We start from the raw sequence: 16,195 nt of genomic DNA, 5'->3' as shown, positions 1-16,195 counted from the left end.
CTCCAGTGCAAGGTGGATCGGGGCGGTCAGGCCTTGACCTCTTCGAACGAGAAGGCCGTGGCGAGCTTGACCAGGGCGTATTCGAGCAGCAGCCCGACGATGCCGATCACGAAGATGGCGATCAGGATGTTCTTGACGTTCAGGTTGTTCCACTCGTCCCACACCCAGAAGCCGATGCCCACGCCGCCGGTCAGCATCTCGGCGGCGACGATCACGAGCCAGGCGGTGCCGACGGCCAGGCGCACGCCGGTGAGCATGTAGGGCAGCACCGAGGGAAACAGGATGGTGGTGGCGATCTTCCATTCGGAGAGGTTGAGCACGCGCGCCACGTTCATGTAGTCCTGCGGCACGCGCTGCACGCCCACGGCGGTGTTGATGATCATCGGCCAGATGGAGCAGATGAAGATGGTCCAGATGGCCGCGGGGTTCGCGCCCTTGAAGACCAGCAGGCCGATCGGCAGCCAGGCCAGGGGCGAGACCGGGCGCAGCAGGCTGATGAGCGGGTTGAACATGCGCGAGAGGAAGGTGAAGCGCCCGATCACGAAGCCGGCCGGAATGCCCACCACCGCCGCGAGGCCGAAGCCCACGGCCACGCGCTCCAGCGAAGCGAGCACGTTCCAGCCCACGCCCTGGTCATTGGGGCCGTTGCGGTAGAACGGGTTGCTGAAGATCTCCACCGCCTGTTTCCAGGTGTCCGCCGGGGTGGGGATGCTGCCGTTGGTGACGGACGAGACGATGGCCCACACCACGAGCAGCAGGCCCAGGCCGCAGGCGGGCGGCAGCACCGCCAGCCAGAAGCGCCGCAGGGCGGCGGAGGTGTCGCGCGGCGCCGGGGCGGCCGCGGCGGAGGCTTGGGGAGAGGCGGTCTTCATCGTGGGTGCGGTGGAGGAGGGGGCCGGGGCGGAATGCGCGGCGGCGGCTGCGGTGGCGGGCTCCGGGGGAGCATGGAAGACGGCGCTGACCATGGTGAACTCCTTCGCGGTGATCGGGGTGGAGGGGCCGGCGCTCAGGCCTTGATCTTGAAGCCGTCGGCGTATTTCGCGGGATCCTTGCCGTCCCAGACGATGCCGTCCACCAGCTTGCTGGTGCGCATCTCGCTCTTGGGCAGGGGCACCTTGGCGGCCGCGGCGGCCTGCTTGTAGAGGTCGATGCGGTTGATGGACTTCGCGACGCCGAGGTAGTCGGGGTGGTCCTTGATCAGGCCCCAGCGCTTGTGCTGGGTGAGGAACCACATGCCGTCCGACAGGTACGGGAAGTTCACCGCGCCGTCGTTGTAGAACTTCATGTAGTCCGGGTCGTCCCAGGTCTTGCCCAGGCCGTCCTGGTAGCGGCCCAGGATGCGCTGGTTGATGGCGTCCACGCCGGTGTTCACGTAGGCCTTGCCGGCGATGGTCTCGGCCATCTTGTTCTTGTTGGCCAGGCTTTCGTCGATCCAGCGGCCGGCCTCCAGGATGGCGGCCGTCACGGCGCGGGCCGTGTTGGGGTACTTCTGCACGAATTCGGACGTGGTGCCCAGCACTTTCTCGGGGTGGTCCTTCCAGATCGCCTGCGTGGTGGTGGCGGTGATGCCGATGCCGTCCATGATGGCGCGGTGGTTCCAGGGCTCGCCCACGCAGAAGCCGTCCATGTTGCCCACGCGCATGTTGGCCACCATCTGCGGCGGCGGCACGGTGATGACCTTGGCGCCCTTCATCGGGTCGATGCCGTTGGCCGCCAGCCAGTAGTAGAGCCACATCGCGTGCGTGCCGGTGGGGAAGGTCTGCGCGAAGGTGTAGTCGCGCTTTTCCGTGGCCATGAGCTTGGCGAGCGAGGCGCCGTTCACCGCGCCCTTCTCGGCGAGCTTCTTCGAGAGCGTGATCGCCTGGCCGTTGTTGTTGAGGGTCATGAGCACGGCCATGTCCTTCTTGGGGCCGCCCACGCCCAGGTGCACGCCATAGACCAGGCCGTAGAGCACGTGGGCGAAGTCCAGCTCGCCGTTCACCAGCTTGTCGCGCACGCCGGCCCAGCTGGCTTCCTTGCTGGGGATGATCTTCACGCCGTACTTCTCGTCGATGCCCAGCACCGAGGCCATCACCACGCTGGCGCAGTCCGTGAGCGGGATGAAGCCGATCTTCACTTCCTTCTTCTCGGGCGCGTCGGAGCCCGCGGCATGCACCAGGGAGCGCAGCGCCGGGCTCACGCCCGCGGCGCCCACCGCGGCGGCCTGCAGCACGGTGCGGCGGTGGAGGCTGGTTTTCGAGAGGTCGGTCATCGGGGCTTCCTTGAAGAGTGAAATAAAAAAAGGCGTCCACACCTCCGCGCGGTCGTGGCCGCGAGGGGTGGGGACGCCTTTGTCCGGTGGTCGGGACGCCATCCGCCGTTGGATGGAAAGCCCGAAGACCCAGCGATGGGTGCTGGCGGGGGTTATGCAAGGCTTATGCCAGCAGGCCCGCCACCGGACGCCTCCGTGCTGCGATGCGGGAGCGGCCTGGAAAGCCCTGACGCCGGAGCCTGAATGGTGCAGGGCGGCAGCTTCCCGCACCCTCTTCGTGCATCAGCCCAGCAGCTCGAAGGCATCGAGCATGCGCTGGGCGACTTCCGCGAGCTTCAGGCCTTTGTCCATCGCGAGCTTGCGCAGCTTGTCGTAGGCGGCCTGCTCCGTGAGGCCGTGGCGCTGCATGAGCAGGCCCTTGGCGCGGTCGATGGTCTTGCGGTCCTGCAGGGCGCCGCGGGCGTCGGCCAGTTCGGCCTTCAGGGCCTGCTCGTGCTGGAAGCGCGCCATCGCCACGTCCAGGATGGGGCGGATGCGCTGCGGCGCGAGCCCGGCCACGATGTAGGCGGTCACGCCTGCGGCCACGGCATCCCGCACGTGGGAGGTGTCCTCGTCGTTGGTGAACAGCACGATGGGGCGGGGCGCCTCGCGCGTGGCCATCACCACATGCTCCAGCGCATCGCGCGCGGCGCTTTCCGCGTCCACGATGACCATGTCGGGCTGCAACTGGGCGAGGCGCTCGCTCAGGAACACATCCGCCGGCAGCGTCGCCACCAGGTTGAAGCCGTTTTCCAGCAGGCCGATACGCAACGCGCGCGAACGCTCGGCCTGCTCCCGGGCATGCTCGTCCTCCTCCCCGGACGTGGACAGGTCCGGGGCCACCACCACGATGCGCAGCGACTCGTTCATACGCCCAGCCTACAGCAAGAAACACGCCAAATTGGTGCAGCGGACCGCGTCGCACCGGGATTGGAACTTGCTATCAGGCAGGAGTTACCCGATAGCGTACGGGGCAAGGCTCTTATATACCTTGCGTCCCATGAATCAACCGAACTCAATGGATGGAGCGACCGTTATGCAGAGGACGAGGCTGGGGATGGGCGGAGTGGCGGGTGCCGGCACGGGCCGCCGCGCGGTGCTGGCGGGGCTGGCCGGGGCGTGCGCTGCGGCGCTGGCGCTGGGCGGCTGCAGCCGCGTGCCGGACACGGTGAAGATCGGCGTGGCCCAGCCGCTGTCGGGGCCGCTCGCGGCGCTGGGGCAGGACATGCTCAATGGCGTGAAGCTGGCGGTGGACGAACTGAACCAGTCCGGCTTCAGGGTGGATGGCAAGCGCGTCACCCTGGAGGTGGTGGCCCAGGACGACCGCGCGGACGCCGCCACCGGCAAGACCGTGGCGCAGCAACTGGTCGAATCGGGCGTGGTGGCCGTGGTGGGCCACCTGAATTCCGGCGTCAGCATCGAGGCTGCGCCCATCTACGCCGCCCAGGGCATCCCGCAGCTGGCCATCTCCACCCATCCGCGCTTCACCGAGCTGGGGCTTCCCGGCACCTTCCGGCTCGTCGCCAACGATGCCCTGCAGGCACGGGCCATGGGCTCGTTCGCCGCCACGCAGCTCTCCGCGTCCAGCTACGCGGTGCTCGACGACGGCACGCCGTACGGCAAGGGCCTGGCGGACGGGGCCGCGACCCAACTGGCCCAGGAAAAGCGCAAGGTCGCCGTGCGCGAATCCTTCGATGACAAGACCACCGACTTCAAGGCACTGGCCGGCAAGCTCCAGCAGGAGCGGGTGGACGTGATCGTCACCACCCTCAACGATTTCCAGGTGCTCGCCCTCATCGATGCGCTGGTGCAGGCGAACTACACCCGCGTCAACATCCTGGGCGGCGACACCATCAAGACCACCGACATGCTCAAGGGCGACCGCAAGCTGGCGGGCATCTACGCCACCTCGCCCGTGCTGGAGGCGCGCGAGTTCGTCGCGGGCCGGCAGTTCCTGGACCGCTACGACCGCGCCTTCAAGCGGGCACCGGCCTATGGCGGGCACTACAGCTACGACGCCACCTACGTGCTCTCGGCAGCCATCCAGCAGGCCAAGTCGGCCGACCCGCGCGAGATCACGAAGGCGCTGCACTCCATCAATGGCTACGCCCCCGTCACCGGCACCATGAAGTGGGACGAGAAGGGCGAGCAGCGCTACGGCGCCGTCGGCGTGTACGGCATGCGCGCGGGCCAGTGGGAGCTGCGCATGCGGTCCGACCGCTGGTGAGCGGCGGCACCGCAGGCCGGCAATGACCGGGCTGCGGCGGCGGCCGGCCAGGGCGCCTACACTTGCGCGCCTATGGTCAAGAGTCAGCTCATCCTCGGAATCGAATCCTCCTGCGACGAAACCGGCGTGGCCCTGGTGCGCGCGCCGGCGGACGGCAGCGTGCCCACGCTGCTCGCCCATGCCCTGCACAGCCAGATCGAGATGCACCAGGCCTACGGCGGCGTGGTGCCCGAACTGGCGAGCCGCGACCACATCCGCCGCGTGCTGCCGCTGACCGAGACCGTGCTGGCCGAGGCGGAATGCCGCCTTGCGGAGGTGGACGTGGTGGCCTACACGCGCGGGCCGGGCCTGGCCGGCGCGCTGCTCGTGGGGGCGGGCGTGGCCTGTGCCCTGGGGGCATCGCTGGACCGGCCGGTGCTGGGCGTGCACCACCTGGAAGGGCATTTGCTGTCGCCCTTCCTGAGCGCCGACCCGCCGGAATTCCCCTTCGTCGCGCTGCTGGTATCGGGCGGCCACACCCAGCTGATGCGCGTGGACGGCGTGGGCCGCTACGAACTGCTGGGCGAGACCATCGATGACGCGGCCGGCGAGGCCTTCGACAAGTCCGCCAAGCTGCTGGGCCTGGGCTACCCGGGCGGGCCCGCGCTGTCCCGGCTGGCGGAGCAGGGCGACGACGCGGCCTTCAAGCTGCCGCGGCCGCTGCTGCACAGCGGCAACCTCGATTTCTCGTTCGCCGGCCTCAAGACGGCGGTGCTCACCCAGGCGAAGAAGCTGGGCGACGAACTGCCCGCGCGCAAGGCCGACCTGGCCGCCAGCACCCAGGCCGCCATCGTCGATGTGCTCGTGAAGAAAACGCTGGCGGCGCTGCAGCAGTCCGGCCTGCGCCGCGTGGTGGTGGCCGGCGGCGTGGGGGCCAACCGGCTGCTGCGTGCGCAGCTGGATACCGCCTGCGCCCGCATGGGCGTGCGTGTGCACTATCCCGAACTGCACCTGTGCACCGACAACGGCGCCATGATCGCCATGGCCGCCGCCATGCGCCTGCAGGCGGGGCGCGAGGCCCCCAATCGCGAGTACGCGTTCGACGTCAAGCCGCGCTGGCCGCTGGACGCGCTGGCGTAGCGGGCACAAAAAAAGCGCCCGGCCAGCGAAGGCACGGGCGCAAGGGCGACAACCGAGGGCGGAGCCGGATGCGCCGATCAGCCGATCGCGAGCTGGGTGGCGCGGCTTTGGGGCACCACCTTGGCGAGCACCAGCGTGAGCACGCCGTTCTCGAGTTTGGCGGAGCTGGCGGACGCATCGATCTCGTCGGCCAGTTCCCAGGCGCGCTGCACCTGGCGGGGCGCGCCTTCGACGCTGGAGAGCCGCACCTGCTGGCCCTCGATGGTCACGTTGAGCTGTTCGCGGGCCAGGCCCGGAACGTCGATCTGCAGGGTCACGGTCTTGTCGTCCTGCGACACCGTGGTGCCCTGGCTGGCCAGGGTGCTCTGCATGAAGCGCTGCAGCGCGAAATCTGCGGGAGCGGCGGGGCGGGTGCCATAGGCGGTGCGGCGGATGACGGGGGCGAAGAACATGTCGGAACTCCTTGAAGAGGGGGGGCGCACGGGGCGCCTGGAACGCTGTGGGACGCGGCGCCCGGGTTCGCCGCTTGGGATGCAGATGCGCATCCCGCAGCGCTTTTCAAGGGGTTTTTTCGCGCGGGGAACCCGCGTGCCGCGAGAGAATCGCACCGCCTGTGTTGCGAGGGGTTACAACCCCTTCGCAAGCGCGCGAAATCGCAACCAGCACAATGCAGGGTCAGGAATCCTGCCGCCAAGCCCATGCCTTTTTGCCTTCAAGACATCCTGCGTCCGCATTCCCTCCCTGGTGCCCGCCTGCTGGGTGCTGCTGCGGCGGTGGCCACCCTCGCCGCGATCGCCGGCTGCACAGGGGTGCCCAATTCCATGCCGGGCCTGGACCGGGCGTCCCGCTTCGATCCCGATGACTTCAACACCAGCGCCAGCATCTACACGCGCCACATCGACGCCCCCCCCGCCAGGGTGTGCGAGGGCGCCCGCCGCGCGCTGCTGAGCCAGGGCTACCTCGTGGGCACCGCCAGCGCGGAGGTGGTGGCCGGCCGCAAGTACTTCCAGCCGTCCACCGACATCCACTACCAGGTGGAGATGCGCGTCGTCTGCGCCTCCGAAGGGCCGGAGAAGCAGCGCACGGCGGTTTTCGCCAGCGCCCTGCAGGACCGCTACGTCATCAAGAAGATCAACAATTCGGCCTCCCTCGGCGTGGGAGCCCTGGGCTCGCTGTCCCTGCCCGTGACGGCCAGCGACGACACCCTCGTGAAGGTGGGCAGCGAAACCGTCACCGACGCACGCTTCTACGACCGCTTCTTCCAGGTCTTCGACCGCTTCATCCCGCCGCGCGAGGCGCCGACGGAGGTGGGCCAGGCCTCGCCCAAGGTGCCGAAGACGCCCGATACCGAGGCCATGGTGCGCGAGGCGCGCGAGTCCGGCGAGGTCAAGGATCCTGCCGAAGGCCCTGCCAGGACCTCTCCGGTTGTGCCGCAGCGCGCGCCGGCCTCCGACCCACTGCCCGAGGTGCTGCCGTACCCCGTGTTCGCGACGCCACCGGTCCCTGCCGCTTCCGCGGCCTCGGTGCCGGCGATCCCCTCGGGGCCGCCTACCATCTCTCCCTGACGGACCTGGCCGGGGCGGCACCGTCCGCACCGGTCCCGTCACCGGTCCGGGGCCCGGCTCTGCCGTTCCGGCGAGACACCCGGGCCGCTCCGGCGCCCCTTCGCGCCGTTCCATCACCGCTTCCATGAACGCTTCCATTCCGCGCTTTCCGTTCCCGGCACATGCCATGGCCCGCCACGCCGCTGCCGCGCTCGCGGCCGCCTTTTCGATGCTGGCCGCAGCGTCGCCGGCCGGCGCGGCCACCGCTTCCCCGCCTGCCGCGTCGGCCCCTTCGACCGCTGCCGCGCCCATCAGGATCGCGCTGATCGAAAGCCTGTCCGGCCCGTTCGCCAACACGGGCGAGGCCGTGTACCGCAATGTGCTCTGGGCGACCGAGCGGGTGAATGCCCGCGGCGGCGTGAAGCTGCCTGCCGCGGCGGGCGGGGCGCGCCCGCTGGTGCTGGAGCGCTACGACAGCAAGGGCCAGAACGAGGAGGCGCTGTCCGCGCTGCGCGCGGCCATCGATGCCGGCGCGCGCGTGGTGCTGCAGGGCAACTCGTCGGCCACGGCGGCCGTGCTGATCGAGGCCATCAACAAGCACAACGAGCGCGATCCGGCGCGGCGCGTGCTGTTCCTGAACTATTCCGCCGTCGATCCCATCCTGACCAACGAGAAGTGCAGCTTCTGGCACTTCCGTTTCGATGCCCATGCCGACATGCGCATGGCGGCCCTGATGCAGGCCATCCGGGCCGACAGGGGCCTGCAGGGCGTGTACCTGATCGGCCAGGACTACAGCTTCGGCCAGGCCGTGCTGCGCGAGGCGCGGCGCCAGCTGGCCGCGCAGCGGCCTGACGTGAAGATCCTCGGCGAGGAACTGCATCCCGTGGGCCGCGTGAAGGATTTCGCTCCCTATGCGGTGAAGATCCAGGCCAGCGGCGCCCAGGCCGTCGTCACCGGCAACTGGGGCAACGACCTCACGCTGCTGGTCAAGGCCGCGCGCGAGGTGGGCTATGCCGGCACCTTCTACACCTTCTACGGCAATGCGCTGGGGGCGCCCGCGGCCCTGGGCGACGCCGGGGTGGACAAGGTCGTGGCCGTGGCCGACTGGCTGCCCAACGTGCCCACGAAGGAGAGCGAGGCCTTCTACCGGTCGTTCCGCCAGCGGTTTCCCAGCCCCGCCGACGACTACGTTCACATGCGCATGCAGCTCATGGTCGAATCGCTCGCCGAATCGATGGAGCGCGCCGGCACGACCGACACCACTGCCGTCGCGCGCGCGATGGAAAGCTCGCGCGTGCAGCTGGCCGGGCAGGCGGGCGCGATGCGCGCGGCCGACCACCAGTTCCAGCAGCCCCTGGTGGTCGGCGTGATGGAGCGTGCCGGCACGCCGGGCGTGCCGTTCGACGTGGAGGGTTCGGGCTACGGGTTCCGCGTGGTGCGGCGGATCGCGGCGGAGCAGGCCGAAATGCCCTCGCGGTGCGAGATGCGGCGGCCGTGAGACGCCGTTCGCACGGCTGAAGAGGCATTCGCGCCGCCCTGCCGGGGCCGCCCGGCAGGGCGCGAAGATCGGGAAAGTAGCATTCTGCTTTCACCGTGATGGACTTTTTTCAGACCTCTCCCGCCTTGTACGATCCCGCGGCCTATGCCGCTTTCCGGCACCAGACCGCTGCGCGCGGCAATTCCGCCGGATCGCCCCCGGAGTCCCCTCGGGGCTCCTCTTCGTTTTCCACCCATGCGCTGCGCGATGCGTTGCCGTCCCTTCCGCGTCACGCGAGCGACCACCACCACGAGACTCCGATGGCAATGGCACCGGCGTGGGGCGTTCCGGCGACCATGTACGCAAGCGCGGCCTCGCACGCTGCCCCTTCATCCACCGTGACCCCACACATGGCCCACGCATGGCTCAACGTGTCCTCGTCGCTGCGATACGACACGGATGACCAGAGGATTACCCAGGCGGTCCAGGATCTCTTTTTCGTGTTCGCGCATTCGCCGACCTTCCGCCAGACCATGCAGGCAGTCCAGGCAGGCGGCCCGGTGAGCATCCGCGTCGATCCCGAGGTGGCTACCGGGTATTGCGATACCTTGCAGCGGGCCGCGGTCCTGGGCGATATCTACATGCGCAGCCGCTCCCATGCCGTGGCCATTCTCGCTTTCGAACTGACCAACGCCTCCCTGGCGGGTGCATTCGCTGCCCACTATGAAGCGGCGGCAAGAACCCGGATGACGCCCCGTGAATTCGCCGAAGGCATGGAGCGGGTCGAATACAACACGATAAGAGCTTGCCAGGCCTCCTATCTGGAAGCCCGGGCGGCGTTGCAGGAAGAGGGGATCGACAACCCGAACCCATGGAATTGCCGGGTCACCCCCGATGGACGCGCCCAACCGGCGATCACTTCGGAGGATGACGCCTTGCACAGCACCCAGGCGACGGGCCATTTCGGCCGCTATGAGCAGGGATACGCCGGCATGCTCGCTCGGATGCGCTGACCTTGCACCCCTGCCGACGCCGGAGGCAGCAGCAGGGGTGTGCCGTCAGCGCGGTGTTCAGCGCACTTCCACGGCCCCGATGTCGCAGCCGCTGGTGTCGCGCGCCACGCCGCGCTGGTCGGTGGCTTCGCAGCCGGCGCCCGCCTTCAGCAGGGCGCTGCCGGAGCCGGGCAGCATGGTCGGCGTGGGGCCGCCGTTGTCGGCCGGCGCCGCGAGCACCGGGTTGGCCGCGGTCACGTTCTGGATGCAGCGGTCGCCGCCGCCATTGGCCGTGGCGGTCTGCCACTGCACGACGTGGTCGCCCGTGCCGGTGGTGCTGCAGGACAGCGCCTGCTTCCACGGGTTGCCGGCGGTGTTGTCCACGAACACGGTATTGCGCAGCGTGAAGTTCTTGCCGAAGAGCGCGCCGCCGTGCCCGCCCGCGCTGTTGCCGGCGAAGGTGACGTTGCTGTCCTGGTGGCCGTCGCCGAAGATGGCCCCGCCGTAGGACTTGGCGGAATTGCCCTGGAAGGTGCTGTTGCGGATGGCGCAGCCGGGAGCGCAGTCCAGGTAGAGCGCGCCGCCGTTGCCGTCGCTGGCGTTGGCGAGGAAGCTCGAGTCGCGGATAGTGATCGCGCCGTTGCTCACGCGCATGCCGCCGCCGGTGCCGGGGTTGCTGCGGCCATTGGGTTCCGCATGGTTGTTGGCCACGGTGGTGCGGTCGATGGTGATGCGATCGGGCGGATACACCCAGAGGTAGGCGCCGCCGCCGTTGCCGCGCCCGGTGTTGCCGGTGATCTGCGTGCCGCAGATGCGCACCTCGCCGCCTTCGGCATCGTCGGGGCTGGCGGAGGCCCCATCGGTCCCGATGGCGCCGCCGTCGCCCAGCTTGCCGCTGGTGTTGGCGCTGTTGCCCTGGAAGACCGAGTTGACCACCGTGAGCGGCGACAGCAGGCTGTACACCGCGCCGCCGTACCATGCGCCATTGTTCTTGAACGTGCTGCCGGCGATCACCAGCGAGCCGGCGGTGCCTACCCCCACCGCGCCGCCGCCACGGCCCGCGGTGTTGTTCTCGAACGTGCTGTGGATCACCTCGATGTGGTTCAGGTAGGGGCCGGAGACGGCGCCGCCGATGCCTTCGCCCTCCATGGTCTGTGCGGCCGTACCGTTGATGAAGCGCAGGTTGCGCACCGACAGGGAGCGGTTGTTGCCGGACACGAGGATGCGGTTCTTGCCGCCGCCGTCCAGCGTGACGAGATTGCCGCCGTCGATCACCGTGTTCTGCGGCGCGCGCAGTTCACGCGTGACGGCGATGGTGACGGGCGCGCTGCCGCAGGCGAAGGTGACATGGCCGCCGGCCTCCACGGCCTGGGCGAGCGCCTGCAACGTGCAGCTCCGGGGCGTGCCGTTGCCGACCACGGTGCCGGTGGCCGGCACCGCCATCGGGGTGGGGACGTCGCAGGCCGCCGCCGTGGCCCGGGTGTCGGCGGTGAGCGTGGCGTTCGCGTCGGTGGGGGCCGCCGGCGCCGCGGCGCTGGCCGGTTCGCTGCGCGCCGTGTCGGCAGGGGTGCCGCCACCGCCTCCGCCGCAGGCCGCCAGCGCGGCGAGCGCCAGGGTGCCGGCGAGGCCGCGCAGGCGCCGGTAATGGAAGGATGTGTGCATGTGTTTTTTCTCCCCGAGGGTGTTGGATATGGGTCTGGCCCGCCGGCGGAGAGTCTGGACGGTGTACACAATTCCGTTCCGCGGAAGGCGGCCGAATGATAGGTGCGGGATCGGAGAGGTCCTGTAAGCGCGTGTTCGCGTAGATGGCATGGCCGCGTGGCGTGGCTTCCGCTCCCGCCGCAGGCCGCGCACAGCTGCTTACAGAAGAGCCGGGAAAACCGTCAGGTGCCTGCGATCTGGCCGAGCAGGGCGTCGATATCGTCCAGCAGGGCCATCCAGCGCGCGCTGTCATCGATGCCGCCGATCCTCAGCAGGAACAGGCCTTCCACGGCGAGGAAGGCGACGCGGGCCGCGCGCGCCTGGGGCGTGGTGCCGCCCAGGCGCGCGAGGGTTTCCTCATACCACGCCCGCATGTCGCGCAGGTTGTCGGGGTCCTGGAGGTAGGCGATGAGCAGGCCCGCCATTTTCGCGTCCGTGGCGGTGCCGGAGGACCGCATGGCGCCGATGTAGCCACGGACGAAGCCGAGGGCGGAGGTGCCGGTGTCCTGCACTGCCATTGCCGCGTCGAACGCCTGCGTCCAGCGCGCGACCAGCCCGCGGACGAGGTCCTCCTTGGAGGCGAACGAATACTGCACGCCCCCCTTGGAAATGCCGGCGGCCCGGGCCAGTGCATCGATGGTGAGGCCCCTGGCGCCCTCGGCGCGGACGATCTGCTGCGCAAGGTCGAGCAGTCTGTCGCGGGTGATGGTCGGTTTTCTGCCCATGGCTGGCGTTCCGGATGGCATTGTGCCCTGGAATCCGAAGGGCTTCAGTTGAAATAAATACGTATGTATTTATATTTCGCGGCATGGTGTTTCATCCGGGTGGTGCATGTCCGCGTTCCGTTCCCCTTCCATCTCCTCCACGCAGCGGTGGCTGGTCCTGGCCGCCGTGATGCTGGCCTTCCTGCCGGTGGTGATCGACATGACGATCCTGCACATCGCCGTGCCGTCGCTGACGCTGGCGCTGAGCGCATCGGGCACGCACGTGCTCTGGATCCTCGACATCTATCCGCTGCTCATGGCGGGCCTCCTGGTGCCCATGGGGACGCTGGCGGACCGCACCGGCCACCGGCGGCTGCTGCTCGCGGGCCTGGCGGTCTTCGGCATCGCATCGCTGCTGGCGGCGTTCGCTCCCAGCCCGGCGCTGCTGATCGCGGCGCGCGTGCTGCTCGCGCTGGGCGGCTCGATGATCATGCCGTGCGTGCTAGGCATCATCCGCCGCACGTTCGAGGATGAACGGGAGCGCGCCATGGCGCTGGGCCTCTGGGGTACCGTGGGCGCGGCGGGGGCCGCCGTGGGGCCGCTGGTCGGCGGGGCGCTGCTGGAGCATTTCTGGTGGGGCGCCGCGTTCCTCATCAACGTGCCGGTGATGCTCGTCGTGTTCCCGGCCGTGTTCCTGTGGCTGCCGCGGCCGGAGCGCACGGTGGCCGGCCGCTGGCCTGCCGGGCAGGCGCTGCTGCTGATCGCGGGCATGATCGCCGCGGTGTTCGGCCTCAAGTCGGGATTCGGGGGCGGGCAGCCACCGGCCGTGGCGGGATCGGCGCTGGCGGCAGGGGCGGCCCTGCTGGCGGTGTTCGCGCGCCTGCAACTGCGCTCGGCGGCGCCGATGCTGGATCTGTCGCTGTTCTCGCGCCCGGCCGTCCTCGCCGGCATCGCCATGGCGGTGGTCGCCAGCGGCGCCCTGGCCGGCGTGGAACTGACGCTGGCGCAGGAGTTGCAATACGTGCTGGGCAAGAGCCCTCTGCAGGCCGGCCTCTTCATGGTTCCGATCATGGCCGCGGCGGCCGTGGGTGGCCCCCTGGCGGGAACCCTGTCGAACCGCTTCGGCCTGCGCCGGGTCGCCAGCCTGTCGCTGGCGGTGTCCGGTGCGGCCCTGGCCTACCTGGCCCGGGCGGATTTCCACGAAGGGGGCGTGCCCGTGGCCGCGGCGCTGGCCCTGCTCGGGCTGGCGCTGAGCGTGGGACTGACGGCGTCGTCCATCGCGATCATGGGCTCGGTCGAGGCGGACCGGGCCGGCGCGGCCGGAGCGCTGGAGGCCACCGGCTACGAACTGGGCAGCGGCCTGGGCATCACCGTGTTCGGCGTGTTCATGTCCGTCGTCTTCAGCCATGCGATCGCGCTGCCGCCGGATCTGGCGCCGCCGCTCGCCGCCCAGGCGGCGCGATCGATCGGCGATGCCTACGTGGTCGCGCAGCAACTGGGGCAGGGCCCGGCGGCGGCGCTGATCGGGGCAGGGCAGGCGGCCTTCTCGGTGGCCCACCGGGTACTGCTGAACACCTCCGCGGCGTTGATCGGGCTGCTGGCCGTGGCCGTGTTTTTCCTGCTGTCCGGCTACCGGCGCGGGCCCGGGTCGGCGGGCCCCAACTGAGCACGTTGATGCAGGTCAGATATCCGAACCAGGCCTCCGGCCGCCTGGTGGCACCGCCCAGTCCCAGGTGTGCTGCAGCGCATGCCGCGCAACTGGTGCGTGAGTTCGTAGCACTGCGCCAGGCTCTCGGGCGTATCGGTGTTCATGGCCTGCGCGGCGATGCGCACATCGGTACGCAGGCCGTGCCGGCGTGCGAATGGTTCAGCCGCCAGCCTCGGCCGCCATCTGCGGATGGGGTGCGTTCGCGCCGGGTTTGGTGAAGGCGATCATGTCCACCCCGGTCACACAGGCTTTGTCGCTCATCGGAAAGTCTCCTTCGTTGTCGTGGCGTGCGGGCGCCTTGGCGAAGGTCCGCTGCGCGGCCGCATCGATGCGGACGATGCCACCAGTATGGTGCCAGCCATGCGAGGGCGCCTCGGCCGTGGCCTGCCACGCAGTGTCAGGAATCGGCCATGGCACGGTGGCGTGGCCTGGAATCCTTGAAAGCGCGCATCGTGGAGATCAGCTGCAGCAGCAACTGGTTCGAGGCGATGGACAGCTGCCGGCCCAGCCGCGTGACGATGTGTGCCTCGGCTGCGCCCAGCAGAGCCTGATCGACCGGAATGGCGACCAGCTCTCCGTCGTCGATCTCCTGCGATACGGTGAACGCGGGCAGCAGGCTGACGCCGAGGCCCGAGCGCACGAAGTGCTTGATGACCGAAATGGAGTCCGTGGTCAGCTTGGGGACGAGACGCACACGCTCCATCTGCTCGGCGAGTTCGATGACCTGCCGCGTTCCGAACGATCCGTGCATCAGCGCGATGGAATAGGCGCTGATCTGCCGCAGCAGGGGCTGGCGCTTCAGTTCGGCCAGCGGGTGGTCGGGCCGCGTGATCACACACATTGGCTGACGTATCGCGGCCCTTGAGCGAATGCCTGAAGCGATCGGCGGGTTGTAGACCAAACCGATGTGCGCAGCATCCTCCGCGACCATGCGCATGACCTCGTTCGTGCCGGCGAGATGCATCGTCACGGTCAGACCCGGATAGCGCTGCCAGAACTCCTTCATGGGCTCGGCCATCAGGTCGCTCACGAACCCCTCTCCCAGCACCAGGTCGATGTGGCCGCGTGCCATGCCGCGCAGCTCCTGTACCTTGGTCAGTACGTCATCCTGGTACGAGCTCTCCTGACGGAAGTATTCGACCAGCATTTGGCCGGCTTCCGTCGCCTTCACGCCGCGTCCGTGCCTTTCGATCAGGGGAATGGCCAGCTCTTCCTCAAGCTTGGCGATCTGGCGGCTGACCACGGAAGGGTTCATGTCCAGTGTGTCGGCCGCCGCACGGACCGAGCCGCGCACGATGGCTTCATAGAGATAGCGAACCCGCCGGAATTCCAGTTTCTCGTGCATGCCATCCTCGTAGGGCGGGGGAACGAAAACGCTCAGCGTTGCCTGTAGGTCAACGGAATTTTATATCCGTTGTCATTGTTCAGTCTGGCGGAGGGTGAGATTCTCGGCCCATCGCTGCAGCCGGCATCCGCCGATGCAGGAGGCATCACTCGATGCGAGACCTTGCAAATCAATCACGTTCTGGAGATTTCACATGAAGACGATCGGTGTCATTGGCTTGGGCAACATGGGGCGTGGAATGGCGCTTTCGCTGCAGCGTGGCGGCTTCGAGGTGGTCGGCACCGATGCCTCGGCCGCTACCCGGTCCGCGCTGGCCGCTGAAGGGGTTTGCGTCGTGGATTCGATCCAGGAGGTCGTCGCCCGGGCGGAGGCGATCGTGCTGTCGCTCCCGACGGCAGCCATCGTCGAGCAGGTCGTGGCCGGCCCCGGCGGCCTGCTGAGCCATCCCAAGGCCGGTGTGCTGGTCATCGAAACCTCCACCTCGCACCCCGACACCACGCGCCGTCTGGCCGCGCAACTGGCCGAAGCCGGCATGCAGCTGATCGATGCGCCCGTGAGCGGCGGCCCCAAGGGCGCGCTGGCCGGCACCATGACCATGGTCATCGGCGGCAGCGAGGAGGACGTGTCCCGCGCCGAGCCGGTGATGGCTGCCATGAGCGCCAAGCGCGTGCATGTCGGCGCCGTGGGCGCCGGCCACGTGGCCAAGATCGCCAACAACCTGCTGTGCGCCGCGCACCTGGCCATCGCCGGCGAAGTGACGCGCATGGCCGAGCAGGCCGGCGTGCCGGTCGAGCGGCTGCTCAGCGGCGTGAACGCCGGGTCGGGCCGGAGCTTCGTCACCGAATTCAACTTCCCCACCTGGGTGACGAGCGGCAAGTTCGACTCCGGCTTCACGATGAAGCTCATGCGCAAGGACGTGCGCCTGTCGCAGGAGTTGATCGGGGCGCTGGGCATGGATCTGCCGCTGTCGCGCCAGGTCGCTGAGCGCTGGGCCGCCAGCGCCGAAACCATCGGCGATGACGAGGACTTCAACCGGATCGTGGAGGTGGGCACCGAGCGCGCCACGGCCTGAGCAACTGCCTGCCAAA

The 16,195-nt window shown here is 69.1% G+C and carries 15 protein-coding genes; 7 read left to right on the top strand and 8 right to left on the bottom strand.

Translation table 11 applies throughout. The features are described from left to right. Window positions 1-26: 26 nt before the first annotated feature. The 3 genes from ntrB to ACGHC0_RS15920 all read right to left on the bottom strand — a co-directional run bounded on the left by ntrB (window position 27) and on the right by ACGHC0_RS15920 (window position 3,160). Entirely contained in the window at window positions 27-965 is a 939-nt protein-coding gene (gene ntrB / locus ACGHC0_RS15930) for a nitrate ABC transporter permease (protein WP_368351889.1), read from the bottom strand. A gap of 41 nt (window positions 966-1,006) precedes the next feature. Further along, window positions 1,007-2,251 (bottom strand): CmpA/NrtA family ABC transporter substrate-binding protein, encoded by a 1,245-nt coding sequence (locus ACGHC0_RS15925; RefSeq protein ID WP_368351888.1) that lies wholly within the window; start codon window positions 2,249-2,251, stop codon window positions 1,007-1,009. Between the two features lie 282 nt (window positions 2,252-2,533). After that, on the bottom strand, window positions 2,534-3,160 hold the full coding sequence (locus ACGHC0_RS15920) for an ANTAR domain-containing response regulator (RefSeq protein ID WP_415266108.1): 627 nt from the start codon (window positions 3,158-3,160) through the stop codon (window positions 2,534-2,536). 166 nt (window positions 3,161-3,326) lie between these two features. On the opposite strand from ACGHC0_RS15920, the gene ACGHC0_RS15915 reads away from it, so the two are divergent. Both ACGHC0_RS15915 and tsaD read left to right on the top strand, forming a co-directional pair. Further along, the gene (locus ACGHC0_RS15915; protein WP_415266107.1) at window positions 3,327-4,517 is read left to right on the top strand and encodes a branched-chain amino acid ABC transporter substrate-binding protein; all 1,191 of its coding nucleotides are present in this window, start codon (window positions 3,327-3,329) and stop codon (window positions 4,515-4,517) included. A gap of 72 nt (window positions 4,518-4,589) precedes the next feature. Further along, entirely contained in the window at window positions 4,590-5,636 is a 1,047-nt protein-coding gene (gene tsaD / locus ACGHC0_RS15910; RefSeq protein ID WP_368351885.1) for a tRNA (adenosine(37)-N6)-threonylcarbamoyltransferase complex transferase subunit TsaD, read from the top strand. A gap of 77 nt (window positions 5,637-5,713) precedes the next feature. On the opposite strand, the gene ACGHC0_RS15905 is transcribed toward tsaD, so the two are convergent. Further along, window positions 5,714-6,088, bottom strand: a complete 375-nt coding sequence (locus ACGHC0_RS15905; protein WP_011795266.1) for an Hsp20/alpha crystallin family protein — start codon at window positions 6,086-6,088, stop codon at window positions 5,714-5,716. Window positions 6,089-6,334: 246 nt separating this feature from the next. Here ACGHC0_RS15905 and ACGHC0_RS15900 point away from each other — a divergent pair, with 246 nt between their 5' ends. The 3 genes from ACGHC0_RS15900 (at window position 6,335) to ACGHC0_RS15890 (ending at window position 9,670) form a co-directional block, all read left to right on the top strand. Beyond that, entirely contained in the window at window positions 6,335-7,201 is an 867-nt protein-coding gene (locus tag ACGHC0_RS15900) for a DUF2242 domain-containing protein (protein ID WP_368351883.1), read from the top strand. A 124-nt stretch (window positions 7,202-7,325) separates the two neighbouring features. Then, on the top strand, window positions 7,326-8,678 hold the full coding sequence (locus ACGHC0_RS15895) for a branched-chain amino acid ABC transporter substrate-binding protein (RefSeq protein ID WP_415266106.1): 1,353 nt from the start codon (window positions 7,326-7,328) through the stop codon (window positions 8,676-8,678). Between the two features lie 389 nt (window positions 8,679-9,067). After that, window positions 9,068-9,670 (top strand): hypothetical protein, encoded by a 603-nt coding sequence (locus tag ACGHC0_RS15890; RefSeq protein WP_415266105.1) that lies wholly within the window; start codon window positions 9,068-9,070, stop codon window positions 9,668-9,670. Between the two features lie 57 nt (window positions 9,671-9,727). Here ACGHC0_RS15890 and ACGHC0_RS15885 read toward each other — a convergent pair whose 3' ends face one another. Both ACGHC0_RS15885 and ACGHC0_RS15880 read right to left on the bottom strand, forming a co-directional pair. Then, a complete protein-coding gene (locus ACGHC0_RS15885) occupies window positions 9,728-11,311 on the bottom strand; it encodes a choice-of-anchor Q domain-containing protein (RefSeq protein ID WP_415266104.1) in 1,584 nt (527 codons plus the stop codon). A gap of 221 nt (window positions 11,312-11,532) precedes the next feature. Next, the gene (locus tag ACGHC0_RS15880) at window positions 11,533-12,075 is read right to left on the bottom strand and encodes a TetR/AcrR family transcriptional regulator (protein ID WP_415266103.1); all 543 of its coding nucleotides are present in this window, start codon (window positions 12,073-12,075) and stop codon (window positions 11,533-11,535) included. Window positions 12,076-12,181: 106 nt separating this feature from the next. Here ACGHC0_RS15880 and ACGHC0_RS15875 point away from each other — a divergent pair, with 106 nt between their 5' ends. Beyond that, a complete protein-coding gene (locus ACGHC0_RS15875; protein ID WP_415266102.1) occupies window positions 12,182-13,720 on the top strand; it encodes an MFS transporter in 1,539 nt (512 codons plus the stop codon). A gap of 201 nt (window positions 13,721-13,921) precedes the next feature. Here the strand turns inward: ACGHC0_RS15875 and ACGHC0_RS15870 are convergent, their stop codons facing one another. Then, window positions 13,922-14,179 (bottom strand): hypothetical protein, encoded by a 258-nt coding sequence (locus ACGHC0_RS15870; RefSeq protein WP_415266101.1) that lies wholly within the window; start codon window positions 14,177-14,179, stop codon window positions 13,922-13,924. Beyond that, on the bottom strand, window positions 14,160-15,107 hold the full coding sequence (locus tag ACGHC0_RS15865; protein ID WP_415266100.1) for a LysR family transcriptional regulator: 948 nt from the start codon (window positions 15,105-15,107) through the stop codon (window positions 14,160-14,162). The genes ACGHC0_RS15870 and ACGHC0_RS15865 overlap by 20 nt, the downstream gene beginning before the upstream one ends. Window positions 15,108-15,240: 133 nt before the next feature. Here ACGHC0_RS15865 and ACGHC0_RS15860 point away from each other — a divergent pair, with 133 nt between their 5' ends. After that, window positions 15,241-16,179, top strand: a complete 939-nt coding sequence (locus ACGHC0_RS15860; protein WP_415266099.1) for an NAD(P)-dependent oxidoreductase — start codon at window positions 15,241-15,243, stop codon at window positions 16,177-16,179. The last annotated feature ends 16 nt before the right edge of the window (window positions 16,180-16,195 follow it).

The sequence above is a fragment of the Acidovorax sacchari genome, assembly GCF_042847045.1.
Lineage (GTDB): Bacteria > Pseudomonadota > Gammaproteobacteria > Burkholderiales > Burkholderiaceae_C > Paracidovorax > Paracidovorax sacchari.
Note: the sequence above shows the minus strand (reverse complement) of the source record. Positions and strands in the feature narration are given on the sequence as shown.

Coding starts and splice junctions, on each gene's coding strand:
- tsaD (WP_368351885.1), top strand. CDS start 4,590: ATGGTCAAGAGTCAGCTCATCCTCGGAATCGAATCCTCCTGCGACGAA.
- ACGHC0_RS15890 (WP_415266105.1), top strand. CDS start 9,068: ATGGCCCACGCATGGCTCAACGTGTCCTCGTCGCTGCGATACGACACG.
- ACGHC0_RS15900 (WP_368351883.1), top strand. CDS start 6,335: ATGCCTTTTTGCCTTCAAGACATCCTGCGTCCGCATTCCCTCCCTGGT.
- ACGHC0_RS15920 (WP_415266108.1), bottom strand. CDS start 3,160: ATGAACGAGTCGCTGCGCATCGTGGTGGTGGCCCCGGACCTGTCCACG.
- ACGHC0_RS15905 (WP_011795266.1), bottom strand. CDS start 6,088: ATGTTCTTCGCCCCCGTCATCCGCCGCACCGCCTATGGCACCCGCCCC.
- ACGHC0_RS15895 (WP_415266106.1), top strand. CDS start 7,326: ATGAACGCTTCCATTCCGCGCTTTCCGTTCCCGGCACATGCCATGGCC.
- ACGHC0_RS15885 (WP_415266104.1), bottom strand. CDS start 11,311: ATGCACACATCCTTCCATTACCGGCGCCTGCGCGGCCTCGCCGGCACC.
- ACGHC0_RS15875 (WP_415266102.1), top strand. CDS start 12,182: ATGTCCGCGTTCCGTTCCCCTTCCATCTCCTCCACGCAGCGGTGGCTG.
- ACGHC0_RS15865 (WP_415266100.1), bottom strand. CDS start 15,107: ATGCACGAGAAACTGGAATTCCGGCGGGTTCGCTATCTCTATGAAGCC.
- ACGHC0_RS15915 (WP_415266107.1), top strand. CDS start 3,327: ATGCAGAGGACGAGGCTGGGGATGGGCGGAGTGGCGGGTGCCGGCACG.
- ACGHC0_RS15860 (WP_415266099.1), top strand. CDS start 15,241: ATGCAGGAGGCATCACTCGATGCGAGACCTTGCAAATCAATCACGTTC.
- ACGHC0_RS15925 (WP_368351888.1), bottom strand. CDS start 2,251: ATGACCGACCTCTCGAAAACCAGCCTCCACCGCCGCACCGTGCTGCAG.
- ACGHC0_RS15880 (WP_415266103.1), bottom strand. CDS start 12,075: ATGGGCAGAAAACCGACCATCACCCGCGACAGACTGCTCGACCTTGCG.
- ntrB (WP_368351889.1), bottom strand. CDS start 965: ATGGTCAGCGCCGTCTTCCATGCTCCCCCGGAGCCCGCCACCGCAGCC.